This is a genomic window from Paenibacillus sp. NPDC058898, assembly GCF_049316025.1.
Classification (GTDB): Bacteria; Bacillota; Bacilli; order Paenibacillales; family Paenibacillaceae; genus Paenibacillus_AQ.
Window position 1 is genome coordinate 675,510 of record NZ_JBMOSM010000003.1, and the last position, 16,002, is coordinate 691,511.

The 16,002-nt window shown below is 49.6% G+C and carries 15 protein-coding genes; 1 reads left to right on the plus strand and 14 read right to left on the minus strand.

Annotated elements, in window-relative coordinates:
* Nucleotides 1–15: 15 nt before the first annotated feature.
* From ACOZB4_RS11545 to ACOZB4_RS11610, 14 genes are all read right to left on the minus strand, one after another.
* Nucleotides 16–201 (minus strand): hypothetical protein, encoded by a 186-nt coding sequence (locus ACOZB4_RS11545; protein WP_074961828.1) that lies wholly within the window; start codon nucleotides 199–201, stop codon nucleotides 16–18.
* A gap of 249 nt (nucleotides 202–450) precedes the next feature.
* Complete coding sequence (gene rbsK / locus ACOZB4_RS11550; RefSeq protein ID WP_379414954.1) at nucleotides 451–1,362, minus strand: ribokinase; 912 nt, start codon at nucleotides 1,360–1,362, stop codon at nucleotides 451–453.
* Between the two features lie 20 nt (nucleotides 1,363–1,382).
* A complete protein-coding gene (locus tag ACOZB4_RS11555) occupies nucleotides 1,383–3,503 on the minus strand; it encodes an ADP-ribosylglycohydrolase family protein (protein ID WP_379414952.1) in 2,121 nt (706 codons plus the stop codon).
* A 63-nt stretch (nucleotides 3,504–3,566) separates the two neighbouring features.
* Nucleotides 3,567–4,721: an ADP-ribosylglycohydrolase family protein gene (locus tag ACOZB4_RS11560; RefSeq protein ID WP_379414950.1), complete on the minus strand. Its 1,155-nt coding sequence runs from the start codon at nucleotides 4,719–4,721 to the stop codon at nucleotides 3,567–3,569.
* Between the two features lie 13 nt (nucleotides 4,722–4,734).
* Complete coding sequence (locus ACOZB4_RS11565) at nucleotides 4,735–6,228, minus strand: extracellular solute-binding protein (RefSeq protein ID WP_379414948.1); 1,494 nt, start codon at nucleotides 6,226–6,228, stop codon at nucleotides 4,735–4,737.
* A 69-nt stretch (nucleotides 6,229–6,297) separates the two neighbouring features.
* Nucleotides 6,298–7,170 (minus strand): carbohydrate ABC transporter permease, encoded by an 873-nt coding sequence (locus ACOZB4_RS11570; protein ID WP_215160247.1) that lies wholly within the window; start codon nucleotides 7,168–7,170, stop codon nucleotides 6,298–6,300.
* Between the two features lie 14 nt (nucleotides 7,171–7,184).
* The gene (locus ACOZB4_RS11575; protein ID WP_379414944.1) at nucleotides 7,185–8,078 is read right to left on the minus strand and encodes an ABC transporter permease; all 894 of its coding nucleotides are present in this window, start codon (nucleotides 8,076–8,078) and stop codon (nucleotides 7,185–7,187) included.
* 3 nt (nucleotides 8,079–8,081) lie between these two features.
* Entirely contained in the window at nucleotides 8,082–8,408 is a 327-nt protein-coding gene (locus ACOZB4_RS11580) for a DUF4387 domain-containing protein (RefSeq protein ID WP_083659789.1), read from the minus strand.
* Between the two features lie 13 nt (nucleotides 8,409–8,421).
* A complete protein-coding gene (locus tag ACOZB4_RS11585) occupies nucleotides 8,422–9,771 on the minus strand; it encodes an acyclic terpene utilization AtuA family protein (RefSeq protein ID WP_379414941.1) in 1,350 nt (449 codons plus the stop codon).
* 90 nt (nucleotides 9,772–9,861) lie between these two features.
* Nucleotides 9,862–10,560 carry a FadR/GntR family transcriptional regulator gene (locus tag ACOZB4_RS11590; RefSeq protein ID WP_076325091.1) on the minus strand — a complete coding sequence of 233 codons (699 nt, stop codon included), beginning with the start codon at nucleotides 10,558–10,560 and terminating at the stop codon, nucleotides 9,862–9,864.
* 267 nt (nucleotides 10,561–10,827) lie between these two features.
* Nucleotides 10,828–11,121, minus strand: a complete 294-nt coding sequence (locus tag ACOZB4_RS11595; protein ID WP_379414936.1) for a hypothetical protein — start codon at nucleotides 11,119–11,121, stop codon at nucleotides 10,828–10,830.
* A gap of 47 nt (nucleotides 11,122–11,168) precedes the next feature.
* A complete protein-coding gene (locus tag ACOZB4_RS11600; RefSeq protein WP_076325093.1) occupies nucleotides 11,169–11,960 on the minus strand; it encodes a lipid II flippase Amj family protein in 792 nt (263 codons plus the stop codon).
* A 100-nt stretch (nucleotides 11,961–12,060) separates the two neighbouring features.
* Nucleotides 12,061–12,972 (minus strand): sugar phosphate isomerase/epimerase, encoded by a 912-nt coding sequence (locus tag ACOZB4_RS11605; RefSeq protein WP_379414932.1) that lies wholly within the window; start codon nucleotides 12,970–12,972, stop codon nucleotides 12,061–12,063.
* 27 nt (nucleotides 12,973–12,999) lie between these two features.
* Nucleotides 13,000–14,082 (minus strand): Gfo/Idh/MocA family protein, encoded by a 1,083-nt coding sequence (locus ACOZB4_RS11610; RefSeq protein ID WP_379414930.1) that lies wholly within the window; start codon nucleotides 14,080–14,082, stop codon nucleotides 13,000–13,002.
* Between the two features lie 367 nt (nucleotides 14,083–14,449).
* Between ACOZB4_RS11610 and ACOZB4_RS11615 the strand changes: the two genes are divergently transcribed.
* Nucleotides 14,450–15,982 carry a spore germination protein gene (locus tag ACOZB4_RS11615; RefSeq protein WP_379414927.1) on the plus strand — a complete coding sequence of 511 codons (1,533 nt, stop codon included), beginning with the start codon at nucleotides 14,450–14,452 and terminating at the stop codon, nucleotides 15,980–15,982.
* Nucleotides 15,983–16,002 lie beyond the last annotated feature (20 nt).

Sequence of the window (16,002 nt, forward strand, 5' to 3'; positions counted from 1 at the left end):
GTCCAGTGGTGCTAGCTACACAGCCGCGTCCACCCGCTCCTGCGAAGCGCCGTCGCAGCGCTTGCACACTTTCAGGGCAGTCCCGTCCGATTTGGTTCGGGGATACAACAATTTCGTTCGGGTACTCTTGCACACCGGACATGTACCGCGCGCGCGAGTTGGTAGGTTCCACAAGGATTTGCCTCTTTTTTGTTTTGCCATTAGTCAGATACCCCATTTCATAGATTCATTATTATCACTCTTACTTATATGAAAGGGTTCAGCAGAACATGTCGGGCAGCTCCATTTAGATCTCACATACCATCGCTCACAACCATTGCAACCTCATCAGATCCGGAATAGATGGTGGATCGCCCTCATGGTACGCCTCCGTCGCACATTAGAAAAACGAGTGGGTAAGATAACAAAAGCGAGAAGGCAACGAAGACGCCCTCCCGCTTGTGCAACGAATTACTTATTTATAAAAGCCACAATCTCTTCCTTGGACGGTATGGAGGCTTGTGCGCCTGGCCGGGTCACCGTCAATGCAGCCGCTGCAGTTGCAAACTGAAGCGCTTCTTCCGTTTCCAGCCCCTCCGTGCAAGCTGCCGCATAAGCACCGATGAAGGTATCTCCTGCCGCCGTGGTATCCACGGGTCTGACGCGGAAAGCCGGAACGGTGAAACGATCACCTTGTGCATTCCCATAGAAGCAGCCTTGCTCGCCAAGGGTGATGATCACGTTGGAGGTGCCTCTGCCGATAATCGACGCTGCAGCCGCATCCGCTGAAGCAGTGTCCTCCACCTTCAGGCCGCTTACCACTTCGGCTTCCGTCTCGTTCACAATCAATGTATCGATCAGCGGCAACACGTTATGAGGGATCTTTCGCGCAGGCGCCGGATTCAACCAGACGCGAACGCCTGCCTTGTTGGCCGATTGGATAACATACTGCGTCGTCTGCCATGGAATTTCATTTTGCAGCAGTACAGCATATACTCCATCCCACTTCACCTCAGTCGCAACATCTTCTTCGGTCAACCGCCCATTGGCTCCTTCCGACAACACGATATAATTCTCGCCCGCCTCGTTGACCGTGATGATCGCGATTCCGGATGTGCCTGCCTTAGCGAGAACGGACGAGACGCCAACGCCGCGCTCCTCCAAGGAAGCAACCAAGGTGCTTCCAAAAGGATCCAGGCCCACGGCGCCGACCATGCTGCAATCGGCACCTGCCAAGGCTGCGGCCACAGCTTGATTTGCCCCTTTGCCTCCGGGAAAAAACTGTGCGTCCCTGCTGTGAATCGTTTCCCCCGGCTGGGGGAACTGCGCTACATTACTTACAACGTCCATATTAATGCTGCCAATGACAACCAGCTTGCGCAAAGTTAACCCGCTCCCTTCTGTTAAACCGGCTTCGGCTCGAATGTACGGACGCGAACTTCCTTGATCTCGTTCTCGCCATCCTCCAGACAACCAAAACCGAACATGCCGTGAGCATAGGCGGTTTCCTTGCATTCCAGCACATTCTCTCCATTAATATACAAGATGAACCTGTCCCTCTCGGACACCAGCTTCAGGCGGTATTCGTTACCCAATGCCCAATCGTATTTTGCCGTGATCAAACGCTTGATTCCGAAATCCTGTTTGATAAACGATACGGCGTTCGGGCCGTCGAAGCCGGCCAGATAATGACGCATGACGCCTTGCGCCCTTGCAATAACACAATGGCTGGTGCCGGATATCGGTTTGATGGTCGCCTCAATCTCCATATCTCCGGCATAATAATTGCCGGAATAAGACGAGGTATCCCCTTCAGAGAAACAATGCAGGGCTCCCTCACGCAGCTCCCAGTTTCCTCGATGATGCGAGAATGGAGTGACAGAAGCGAACTCTTTGGCCTGCTTGGCAAAATCGATCGAATAATCCGCCGCTCCCGTGATGCGGAATTGCCCGACGAACAAACTACCGATAGCGCGGTTCAAGAGCGGCGACGGGCTCTCGAGTATCCAGCCGATTTCATCAATCATGGCGCCTTCGGTATCCGGAATGACGAATTCAACCGCGTTCCACTCTCCGCACGCTGGAGTATACGTTGTCAAACGCACTTCCTCCTGCGTATAAGTATTTCGCACATACGGAGTCAAGGTAACCGGTTCGCCTTCCCACTGATCCACATAAATGTGGGCGGATACGGTTTGTCCGCTATAGGCCAGCGGCGCAAAGGTCGGCTTATACTTCTCATCGTTAAACTCCGCCCGGCGATAGAACGGTTTATAGTAGATTTTGCTGCTGTCGCCTTCTACCAATCGGTCAAAGACCACTTCCAAGGATCCTCTGCTATCATACGTATTCTTGGTTGAATGGCGCAAGACAGGCGTCTTGAACGAATTGCTTGTCCGAAAGCCGTGCGTGGACCCCGGCAGGTCGAAATCGAAATACACCTCGCCTTGCTTCACCCGCGACACCAACGCTTCGGGGGCCTTCTCTCCATTGAGGCGATAGCCAAGCAATGCAAGCTCTTTGGCAAATGTCGGGAAATCCACTAGATTCAAATAACCGGATACACTGGAAGCCACGATGAAGTCATTGATCGGCTTGCGATAATGATCCGGAATCCCATCCAGGCCGCCGTAAACGCCAAGGATCGTGCCCACGTTTCCGGCGTTGCAATCGGTGTCCCAGCCACACATCGATGCGATCTCGACCGTGCGCGCAAAATCCCCCTCGCCATACAGAAGGGCAAGCACGCACACGCCCGCATTCGGGATAATGTGGCATACGCCAGTATACTTATCGTATCCCCAGTGATCCTCCAAATATTGACGGCAAGCGCGGAAATCCGATGGATGCTCCCGGTGGAAGTCCATCACCGCATGGACCACGCGCGCATAGGTGGAGTCATCCGGAATCATGCGAAGTCCTTCCGCAATAATCTCATCCATGGATGAAGCGTCAAAGGCTTTGGCTATGCAAGCAGCCATGAAGCGGGCGCCGTACAGCCCGTTGCCGTCGTGCGAAACACTGGCGGCTTTTTCCGCATAATCCGCCGCTTTCTCCGCCTGACCCGGGAACAGCAGGCCCCAGGAATCGATGAAGATCTGGCCGCCGATCTGCTCCGCCATCTCCGTGCCGTTGACCTCAATCGAACCGGAGCGGGGGGCTGAAATGCCTTTGCGCAGATTAACATAAGCACGGTGCTCCGTACTGATATCCTCGCCGCCCCACCAAAACATGCCGATCCCTTCCCTTGCGTAGTTGAGCCATGCCTTGCCCACATCCTCAGGCTCAAGCTCGCGGTCCGTCGCATCGTCATACAGCGCGCGAATAAAGAAAACCGGACCGTTTGCGTCATCGTCCGCGGCAAAGGTTTTGTACGGCTTCACGTAATCCCGGATATCGCCGTACACATCCCGAATGCGTTCGTAAGTCCAAGCAACCGGTTCGATGGGGGCACCGAGTCTGATGCCAATGTTCATACCGATGAATCCTGCATATACCGTCTCTACATAATGTTTAGGTATCATTTGCTCTCCCTCCTGTATCAACCATTCCTCTACATCCGCTAAGCTGCAATAGCTTGTGAAAAACTATGGACTCACAATATTCTTCCGAGATTCATTGATGCGCAGATCATCCTCAATGATCTGCGCGGCAATGCCGCTGAACCTGTCCGCGATGGCGCACAGGTCCAAGCGATTCACCTTATTCAGCTGTTCGATATCTTCCTCGCGGATAACCTCACAACCATACATGGCGCCCAGGATGACCCCGGCCATAACGCCGATCGAGTCTGTGTCACGCCCGGAGTTAACCCCGTCCAGAATCGAACGATAGTAATCGCCGTCGTTGAGAACGATAAACGCTAGTGCCATCGGCAGCTCTTCAATCGACCATAGGCGGCTTGGCGTATAATGGTTGCTCGGGATGCCGACCTTGTCGATATGGCGGCTCACGTCATCGCCCATCGGCGAATATTTAAGCATGATCGCTTGCAATACCTCGATCACTTTGTCCATGTCATCCCGCTCCTGCCGCAGATCGCGCGCGGCTTGCGTCATCTCCACAATGGCTGCTTTCGTTCCGTCTTTTGCCAGGCTGATCGCGGTGCGGACAATATCGTCCACACTCACCCCCGGCTCAAAGGCCTTCGCCACACAAGCAGCCAGAACGCCTGCGGCTTCCAGACCGTAGCTGCTCTGATGACCCATCGCAAACAGGATGGCCTCATCATAGGCCGCCTTGGGATTACCGGCATTGACGATCCCGATCGGGGCGATGTACATCGCCGCCCCGCAGTTCACCATATTCCCGATGCCCCCTTCTCTCGGATCGCAATTGGCCAACACATGACGCATGAAGATGTATTTTTCCGGATAGAACAACCGGTCAATGATCAACGTCTCCTCATTCAGCTCCGGGACAAACGTCTTGCGGAACGCAATTTCCTTCACGAATTCATTGCCCATATCATAGGCATCCAGATGCCGGCCTTCAGTAAGATAAACATTCATGAGCGCAATGGTCATCAGCGTATCATCCGTGACAATCCCGTCGCCCCTTACCCGTCCAAGCCGGACGTCGGCGGGCAGATCCATCTTATGCCATCTTGTCATAAGAGATTCCACGCGTCCGTATTTGGACTTGATCTCCTCGTACGTCAATTTCTCGATTGGAGCTCCCATTGCGTCTCCGAGCGCGGTGGATATCACCACGCCCCTCACCCGGTCACGAAACGAAGTCATAGTCATAGGCTCCTTACTTGATGTTTTCGTTGGCATATTTCGTAATTTCTGCACCACCTGCAGCATTCCAGGCTTCAACGAATTGGTCGAATTGGGACAAGTCTTTCTTGCCCGTAATAAAGTCCGTCGAGTATTCCTTGTACAGATTGTTCATTGCATCCCAATTCGCAATGAATTGCTCAGGAATGATGAAATTGTTGTCTTCCGTGTAGAATTCGGTAGCCATTTTCAACGATTCGGTTCCAGGCTCACCCAATAGCGGCGTTTTCAAAGGCGTTTCGGACTTGATCTCGGTCGGCTCCCAGAAACGCGCATACCATTCGCTGTAGTATTTCTCGTTCAGCTCGATCTCGCCGTCAACGACCTTATAATGCTCGTCTTCGAAACCGAGGCGGTCCAGCATTTGCCCCTTCGGACTTGCAAGGTAATCAAAGACCTTGAACGCTACGTCTTTATGCGGTGACTGCGAAGAGATCGCAAGCCCTCTGGATTCCTTCGTCACGTCGGTTGCCCCGAAGCCCTGCGCTTCGCCCTTGGCCGGCGGCAGGACGATCAGATTGGCGTCATCTCCGCCCAGTTCCTGCATTCTTCCATCATACAAATCGATGATTTTACCGGCTGTACCCGTGATAACGGCAGCTTCCCCTTTATAGAAGGCGTCCTCCTTGGTATCCCATTGCTTTGTAATGAATTGCGGGTCCAGCAGCCCTTCCTTGTAGAGCTTATTGTAGAACGTCAGCTTTTCCTTTTCTTTCTGAGAAACCTTGGAATACTCATAAGTTCCGTCTTCCTTCTTGAGCCAAGTCGTATCCAAACCGAAAGCCGTATTGAAAATAAAGTTGATCTCGGCAATATCGCCTGCTGCCGTCAGCGCGTAGCTCGGCTTACCTTCACCCGGCTTCTTCTCCACCAGTTCCTTGAAGAAGGCATAATAATTGTCGACACTTGGGTTCTCCATCAAGGCCTTGGAGCTCTCCATGGCATTAAACCAATCCGCCCGGATGACCGGTGTTTTAGGTGCGAGCGGTTTGATCCACAGCAGATACGGATAACTTGCCATCCGGGTCTTGTTGTGCGGCTCCATGATATTTTTGATGTAGGTTGAATTTTCAATATAAGGTGTCAGATCTTCCAACAGACCTTGATCGGCAATTTGCTGGTCACCGCCCTGGAAATAGATGATATCCGGAATGGTTCCGCCCAGCAGCAGCAGATTCAGGTTCTCGGCATAACTGCCTTGTGCCAGATCCACAAGCTCGAATTTCACGTTCAAGCCTTCGTCTTCAGCCAGGGATTTCTCCAATGTCTCGAAGAATTTAACCGAAACGGGGTTTGCCGTTCCTTCATCCTTGTACACGATCTTCAGCGTAACCGGATCCCCGGTCCCGTCAGACTGGGCGGTTCCGGGTTCAGTTTGACCTGCTCCCGGCGTGTTTGACTTCGATGTACATGCCGACATGACCATAACCAGCATGGCAACGATTAATAACAGGCTTAATTTTTTCATGTTCATCTTTCTCCCCTTTTTTGAATTTGAACATTCATGCCTTATAAGTTAGCTGCCTTCGCTTCCCGCTTAATCCTTCACTCCGCCCTCCAGTTCGCCTTTCGCGTAATATTTCAGAATGAACGGATATAGGAATAACAGCGGTACAATCGCAATCATGATCGTACCTGCCTGCAGGGAAGCAAAATCAAAGTTGATCGAGCTGTCGAACATGTTTTGGTTGCCGATCAAGGACGTATTATCCTTGCGGACAACAAATTGTCTGAGTACAACCTGCAGCGGCCATTTGGTTGGATCCGAAATGTAGAGCGTGGCTCTGAAATATTCGTTCCAGTGATATACCCCGTAGAACAAACCCAATGTCGCCAGCCCCGGTTTGGACAGCGGCAGTATGATCTGACTATATAAGCGAAAATGACCTGCGCCGTCGATTCGGGAAGCCTCCAGAATCTCCTCCGGAATGTCCTGAATGAACCGCATTAGAATAAAGAGATAGTACACGTTGACCGCTTTGTACAGGATCAGTGATGTTAGCGTATTCATCAGTCCGAGATCCTTTACCAGCAGGTATTCGGGAATCATGCCCGGCTCGAACACCATAATGACGATCAGAAAGAACAACACAACTTTTTTACCGATAAACTCGGTTCTGGCCAGCACGTACGCTGCCATGGAGGTCAGCAGCAGATTCAGGAATGTACCCGCTACGGTAATCCATACCGAATTCAGAATACTGCCCGTAATCAAGGGATTGGACAATAACAGTTGGTAATTGATCGTTGAGAATCCCTTCGGAAAAATGTCCAGTCCGCCCATCAAATGGGCTTTGCCGGGATCGGTTAAGGATAGCGCCAGCAGATTCAGGAGAGGAACCAATACCATGAGCGTAAACACAAACAACATAAGATAAATAACGATTTTCGAAACTTCCAGTCGTCTCATCGTAAATCCCTCCTTTACCAGACGCCCTTGCCCGAGAAGCGCTTCGAGATGAAATGCGTGCCCAGGATGAGGATGATACCGATAACGCCCTTGAACAGACTCGCTGCGGTTGCATAAGCAAATTGTCCGTTCCCGATACCGATTCGGTACACATACGTGTCCAAAATATCCACCCTACTAATGATGGAATCGTTCATAAAGTTAAACACTTGATCGAAACCAGCATTCATGAAGAAGCCCAGATTCAGAATGAAGACGGTTACAACTGTGCTGTATAAATGAGGAAGCGTAATGAACCTCATCTGCTGCAGGCGGCTCGCCCCGTCAATCTTGGCTGCTTCATACAATCCTGGGCTGATCTTCATGATGGCTGCCAGATAGATGATGGAGTCCCAGCCGGCGCTTCGCCAGATTTCGGAAAATACAAGCACCCAACGAATATGCTCTTTGCTGGTCATGTAATCAATGGATGGCAGTTGAAAGAAATTCGCAATCAGATTGACTCCGCCTTCGGCAGGATTCAAGAGGCTGATCCAGATCCCGGCAATAACGACCCAGGATAGAAAATGCGGCAAATAAACCACGGATTGCACGTATTTGCGGTATTTCGAGCTTCGAACTTCATTAATAAGCAGTGATAACATGATTGGAATCGGGAATACAAATACGATTTTCATCAAACTGATAATGATGGTATTCTGCAGTACGCTTGTGAAGGCGGGCGAACTGAATAGCGTCTTAAAGTGCTTCCACCCGACCCACACATGATCCCCCAGAATCCGGTAATCCTGAAAGGCAAGCTTCATGCCGTATAGCGGAATGATGTGAAAGATAAAAAAGTAGAGCAGAGGCAGCGACAGCATCGCGTATAGTACCCAATCCTGCCTTAAGCGTCTCAACACCTTCATGGCTTACCCCTCCTCCAGATGTTCAATGGATAATTTCATGAGGGGAGCATGCTGCTGGGCTCCGTACACGTCGCGGTCGCCGACACTGCCGGACGATATATCCCGCGACATCGTGATTTTGAAACCCAGCGCCTGGTCGAAAAATACCAGGTGATGAATCTGCTCCTCCCGTATCTGATACAGCTCACATATCGTCCGTTTTGTAATGATGCCGGACTGTTTCACTTTGTCATATTGCTCTTTGGAATCAAACAACACGTCTAAAGTAATTTCGAAGGGGCCTGAGTTTTTGCTTCGCAGCACCTTCGCCAAATCGCCGAGTTGAGTCATGGTTTGATCCTCCTTATCGATGCTCTATCCGAAAAGCGTTATTGTTCATTTCCATCAGATGGTAGACGGAGAATTCATAGACAGGACCGAACTCGATATCGCTTGGCGCGAAGGGAAAAGCCAGATTGCCTGCCGTTGATTTACGGCCTTCGTATCCATAATGCAGGAAGGTGGAACGCACCGTGGCGCAGATGCTGTTCGCTAACTCCTGCGTCTTGGCCACCACTTCGAACATAACGCCGACCTCGTGTCCGACGAACGACTCAGGCTCCTTGCTTCCGAGTACACCGTTCTTGCCGTAGTTGTAAAATTGAATCTGATAATCCGATTCCGGAATTTCCCGGTAATATTCCCGTGCCTGATTGCGAACATATTCCTCAACCTCTTCCAGCTTCCCGATCAGGATCGGATCCCGGATCCCCGCCACCACGAAGGTCCGATAAGCGACGCGCCTAGCGCCTTCCAGCTTAATGAAATATTTCTCTGCCGGAAGGAACCGGCTGCCGATTACGCGCACGACGCCTTTCTCCTCTTCCTCGAAGCGGCAATTCTCCAAGTCGAGTGTAAATCCGGGACCATGCAGAATATAAGGATGTTCCTTCTCATAAAAGGTATGTGCCGCAACGCTGGTCGGGCTGCACGTCCGGTCCGGGTTAAGCGACTGAACGGTAAACGAATCGTCGCTGATCGTGCCAAGAATGCTGTCTTTGGTTGTTCCCGGTTCCGCGCACAATGCGCCGCATTCCAATATTTTGCCCAGATGATAGGATAGCCCCGGGTCCTTGCCGTGGTAGATCCCGATCGCCGCGAAAGGCGAAGGATCATACGCCCTGCCGCAGACGATGATGTCCACGCCCTGTTGAAGCGCTTCCACAATAGGTTCATGTCCCATCTGGGCAACGATGCTGTTGGTGGAGTCAATCAACTCACGGGTGAGTGGCGGAATATTCGGACTTAATGCCTTAATCCGCCCTTCTTCCTTCGCCTGATGGATTTCCTCCCGGGTGAAGTCGGCCCATATGACGGACACCTTGGCCTGAAGTCCCCGCTCATCCAAAATTTCATCAATGATGTTGAGTGTCCATTTCACATGGGTCCGTGCGCCCGAGCCGCCGGCCGAGCCGATGATGATCGGAATTTTACGGGGCAAACCGTTCGTGAGCATAATATCCAGGTCTTTCTTAACCGCCCGCTTGCTGACGATCGATACGCCGGCACCCAACTTATGCGGTCCCCCGTCCGTTGAGCCTGCATCAACAACGATGCCGTGCAGCTCGAACTTCAGTCCGTTCATGAAGGATTGTTCAGGAAATCCATATCCCAGCATGCCGCAGGGGGATAGAATTCGAATGTCTGTATTCATCTGCAGTCCCTCTTTACCAAAATATTCACCCATGACCATTGGATAATTGGATTATCCAATTTGTGCTAAAAGGGGTATGTTTCTCCCCTCTTAAACATGAATGTAGTTTTTCTGTATGTTTTCTTTAACCCGGCTGAGATGGTTCAGCAAAGCCAGCTTTGCTTTTACCGGATCGCGTTCCTTAATAGCTTGCAAAATAAGTAAATGTTCTTCGTAGACCTCGCTCTTGCGACCCGGAATCTGGGCTGTTTTGCTCAGCGTCCGCTGAAGCAAATCCATATGCAATTCAATCATATTGACGAGGACCACGTTATGCGTGGCTTTAGCAATTGACAGGTGAAACGCCTGATCCGGCTTCGAACGATCCTCCGCATTCTGATCAATCTCCCCCCACGTCGCGAAGGCTGCCTCAATCTCGGCGATATCCTCATCGGTTGCCCGCTTGGCCGCTAGCTCCACGATTCCTGTCTCGAACAATTCACGCGCCTCTAACAACTCAATGATAGTCGCACGTTCAATATTGTCCAGTATGCGGCTTCGATCCTCGGCAACATCCAGTGCCTTACTCAGGAAGCGCCCGCCGCCGGGTCTGGCTTCAATCAGTCCTTCGCGCTCCAGAATGCGGAATGCTTCCCGCAATGTCCCGCGGCTAATGCCAAACGATTGGGCCAGCTCCCGTTCAGTCGGAAGAACATCACCCGGAGCCAGATTTCCTTCCAGAATCAGATTCTTGATCTGTTCGATAACATCCTCATACACCCGATGATATTTAATCTTCTTAATGGTCATATGACTACCCTCTCTATCCCTACTTGCGCAAACGATAATTGGGTGATCCAATTAACCGCATGTTTAGCATAAACGCATCGTAAAAGGCTGTCAAGCATAAAAATAGCGCTTACATCATCGTTATGGAGATATTTATTGCCTGATTGAAGACATACACCGGGTAATTGGGTGACCCAATCATCTTTAGATTTTTCTTTTTCAAAACAAATAACCCTGGCTTTGGACGGAAATCCATGACAGGGTTTATGCTCTCTAGAAAATCCAATATTAGGGTTGCGGTCTTCGTTTTGCCAACATCCATCGAACACATCCATATAAGCTGCCCAATACAATAAAGCCTCCAATTGCAGCCACGGTAAGCCATTCGCTATTCCGCTCGATCATTCCAAAAGCTACCTGAGCCTGGAGGGATTCCGCCCGTTCATATTGCTTGGTCAAATCCAGATCCCGCACATGTCTCTGTGTTAGCACCAGGCCTTGCAGGATCATAAATACAAAATAGCCTATGTATATCGCTGCAGCAAACAGCACGGATTCCATAACTACACGTTTACGAGTCATTACAATTCTTCCTCTCTCCTCTGACTTTCTAACCACAACCATAGTCCTTATATCCACTTCACAATCTCACTGATCACATAAGCGGCCGGAATGATCACCAGCTGTGCCAGCATGGTCCCAAAAAACCTTGAAACCATCAGCATCGTATATACTTTGCCAAGCTGGTCCCTCGCTTCCTCGTTCCGAGTCGCCTTGTCGGTAATCAAACCAAGCTGGGGATCGATAAATATCGTTAAAATAATCGTTGCAATTCCGTTGATCAGTCCGGATGCTTGGGATGCCGTGGTGCTGTACTGAGGAACGAGATGTGCTGCGTACAGAGATGACAGGACACCTACTGTGTAAAAAGCGGTGACCACAATATTCAGCATAATAAACCGTTTAGGTATTCCTAAGTAACGAAACTGACTCCATTTCAAATTGGGCTTTCTTATGTAATGCCTTGTATTCTTGAGCTGTCCAATGGTCACACTGGATACCAGCTTCGGAATCGATCCGGCGACCTCCAGCTTGCTGATGACTCTGCTGAACAGATTGACGAAGGTGGGAAACAACGCGATTGCGACAATCGTTCCGATCGAGGCCGCTAACAAAATCGCCCTGAAATAGGAAAGCACGTCAAACGAAGGATCCACCTTCGCATAATCAACAAACTTGGCCGTCAGCGGGGCTTGAACTAAGTTGGATGTTCGGGAAACCAGCACAATGATCCCCGTCAACGATAAGGCAACAGCAATCTTGTTTAGCTTCACCCCGGCATATCTTGCAGAGTATGATAAGGTTTCCGCCGTATGAATAATCATCGTCAGGACAAACACAACGATCAAGCTCTGTATCATAGAGGGCTCCTCCCCACCTGATGTTCAGTTCAAACGCCGTACCCTGTATTGTCGCCAATTGAGTCTGTAAGCTCTAGCCCACTCTTTATATCTATCCGATTTACGATCGAATTAGTACGTGCCCTCCCTGCTCTTCCAGCGTCAACACCGTCCGACTATATATCTGATGCAGCTGCTGTTGAGTGATGAGACTGGCTTTGTGTTCAAATGTTACATGAAACCGTGAATTGCGTTCTGCAAGATACCGCAAATAGGCGTAGGCATCTCCATAATTCACATCATGATCCTGCTCCGGCAGGACAGGCAGATGATGCGTGAACTTGTCCTCATCATAAAATACGTTACTGTAATGGACCAAATAAACCTGGGATGCCATCCGATCAAGAAAATGATACGGATCAAACCCGTGAAAGGCCCTGCGGGTAATATCAAGCCTGGCCGTGTCCAGCACAAACCCGATTTCAGGATAAGCGTGAAAGCTATCCACAAACACATCCTCGTAATCACCAAAAAAATCATGCTCCAGCACAATGCGCTGCCCATAACGGAGCTGCAGCTCACAGAGGAACTCAAATAACCGCTTGGAAATTTCCCGGAATTTTGTTTTGCTCAATTGGTTGTAACTATAACGATGTGCAGGATCGGGAAGTCTCGGATATGGGGTAAAGGGCTCCTGGAAGACCGGATAAAATGGATAATGGAACAGCATATAATCTGCGCCCATACTGGATGCTAACTGAACTTCGGACGAGATTTGTTCTAGTGCTTCCTGAAAGTCCCCGGACTCTGGGGCATTAACTTGAGGTAATCGAAATCCAGCGTCGCCGAGAATCGGGGCATGCACACCGAAAGCGATCCGCTGGCTGCAGCAATAATCGCTGACCTGCAATAATGCCTCCCGATTCGGAAAGCTGCATATTTCCATCCCGCTGATATGCTGGTCAGCAAGCTCATCCCATCGTTCTTCCGTAAAGTGATCCCACATCCCTACCTGTAAACGCCTCGGAATCATGCCTTTGCCCCTCCTTTGACTTTCCTCTTATCCATGCCGAATCATGGATCCATAATCAACGCTGATTCGGCTGTGCGTCTCGGACGACAGACGAATTGCATCCAGAACAGCTTGTACCCTGTGGCCATCCACGAAATACGGCATGTTCAACGTTGATTGGTTTGCAGTTATACTGTGGTATATCCCATCTATCATCTGATAAAAGCCGTTATAATAGTGTGCCGCTGGTGCCTCCAGATCAGCAGGTGGTTGGAACGTCTCAATATCGATAGATTCAAATGCCCCGCCAAAGCTGCATTCGAGGGTATGGTCATCTCGCATCCTCAGCGTCCCCTTCGTTCCGTAGATCTCTAGCGTCCAACCGACTCCGCGAATTCCCGGGAAAAACACATCCGCAAGGACAGAGGTTCCACCCTTAAAACGACCCGAAAAGGTAAAGGCATCCTCAGCGTCCCTGAACTCAAGCCCTGCATCTCCCTTATAGGCAGGGATCTGGGTTCTCAGGTCACCGTACACTTCCGTAATCTCTTCGTCCATCCACCATAGGAGTGAATCTATCATATGCGAACCGATCGCAAACAGGAATCCACCGCCATCCTCGCGGCGGGCTTCCCATCCCCGGTAAGAATTAGCCAGTACAGAGTATCCGGAGAAGCTCCCTGTATATTTGATATGCTGAATATCTCCCAGCTTTTTATCTTGCAGCATCTGTTTTATTTGTTGCCGAATCGGCGTCCATCTCCATTGAAAATTAACGAAAGCATGTCGGTCCAGCCGTTCCGACTCTCTCAGCATTTGTAACGTTTGCTCCGTATTCATGCCCAGAGGTTTCTCTGTCAGGACATGGTGGCCGGACTGCAAGGCGAGCATCGTCATTTCATAATGATGTACGGGTGCCGATACGATCGATACCAAATCCAACGGCTCACTCTCCAGCATGTCACGCCAATTCCTGTAATACGGAATTCCATTCCACGCGCGGTCCTCCGTGCGTTGTCGATGGACACTAGCAATGGATTTCACCTCAATACCCGGGTGCAACTGAAGAATGGGAGCATGAACGGTACCGCCAAATCCGGTCCCTATAATTCCTACTGATATTGTCTTCATCTTATGAAACCTCCTAACATCAAGCTACCCGCCTGATGTTATTTTAACATTATTTCCCTCTCCCGTACCCTGTGACTTTGGCCAAGCCTAACTTTTCAATGGTCTAATGTACCCCCGCATCGTCGATGTTTTAAGTTTAAACGGTTGTTGCTTAGATCATAATGGAATTATAGAGGTTTATGTTTAAACGACGCTAATGTTGACTTAGCAGGGGGATCAACATGTGGAAAATGGTGCTTTCCTACCTTCCGGATTGGAAGGTTTTTATGCAGGGTTTCATCGCATTGGTAATTCTGTATATGATCTCAAGGTTTTTTAAATGGATTCATAACTCAAAGGAAGACTGAGGAAATGGCGGGTATCAACAATGAAACAACATGAGAATGAAAAAAGCAAAACATTGAGTTCTGCTCAAGCCTCATTAGAGCATTTTACGGGGAATTTCGCCTTGGATCTTGAACTGGTAAGAGAAGCAATCGGCCATAACTCGGATGTACACTTTAGGGAGTTTCATATTGGAGGCACAGGCATTTGTGCGGCCCTCATTTTCGTAGATGGACTGTCGGATAAAGAACTCATCGACAAACACATCATGAAATCTCTTATGGTGAGCTTCTGCGAAAAAAATAATCAGAATCCATCTTTTGGGCAAGGGGCCGTTTCTAAAGAGTTTATTAAAAATCAAGTTCTTACCATTAGTGAAGTAACAGAAACACATCATGTAAAAGATTTGGTGTCCAAAATATTGACAGGTTCGACCGCACTGCTAGTGGATGGCGTGCAGAATGTACTCATTCTCGGTACAACCAAAGAGAAATCACGCAGTATTGAAGAACCTTCTTCGGAACCATTGGTTAGAGGCCCACGGGTAGGTTTCACAGAATCGTTAAGTGATAATACTGCCCTTTTACGACAGCATGGTGACAACTACAACTTATCCATCATCAAGTTTCAAGTAGGACTACGTTCAAAAAAAGAACTTGTCATCGCCTATATCAAAGATATGGCTGACCCTGCTTTGGTGGAAGAGGTCCAGGAAAGAATCAAAAAAATAAAGATAGATGATGTACCGGAATCAGGCTATGTAGAGCAGCTGATCGAGGATAATTACCTCAGTCCTTTTACTCAAGTACAGAATACGGAGCGTCCCGACCGCGTTTACAGTGCCTTGATGGAAGGACGAGTTGCAATCTTGTTAGATGGGACGCCTTTCGCTTTGATCGTTCCGGTTTCATTAAGTATGATGCTGCATTCACCAGAGGACTATTATGATCGTTGGTTACCGAGTTTTCTCATTCGCCTATTGCGTTATTTCGCGGCCCTTATATCGCTTTTTGGACCCTCCTTGTATATTTCGTTTGTCTCGTTTCACCAGGGGATGATCCCAACCAAACTGGCCTTGTCTATCATGGGCACGAGAGAAGGCGTACCGTTTCCCGCCATAATCGAAGCACTGATCATGGAAGTAGCGATCGAGATTCTGCGGGAGGGTGGCCTGCGATTGCCTAAACCCATTGGTCCGGCCATGGGCATCGTCGGTGGATTGGTCATAGGGGAAGCCGCCGTACGAGCGGGGATTGTCAGCCCAATTATGGTGATCGTGGTGGCGTTAACTGCCATTTCTTCCTTTGCCATCCCTCAATACAGCGCTGGAATTACGTTTCGCATGCTTCGTTTTGTAGCCATGTTTTTCGCTGCTGTGTTTGGATTATATGGGGTCGTTCTGTTTTTCCTTTTCCTTTGCAGCCATTTAGTAAGGTTGAAGAGTTTTGGTGTTCCCTTTATCACTCCGATCGTTCCTTATCGAGCAAGTGATTGGAAAGACTTTATGATTCGTATGCCACTTCTGAAGATGAAACGCCTTCGGAAGGCGATACATAAGAAAGATTCCATCAGCTAAGGATAGCTTCCTATGAAAGG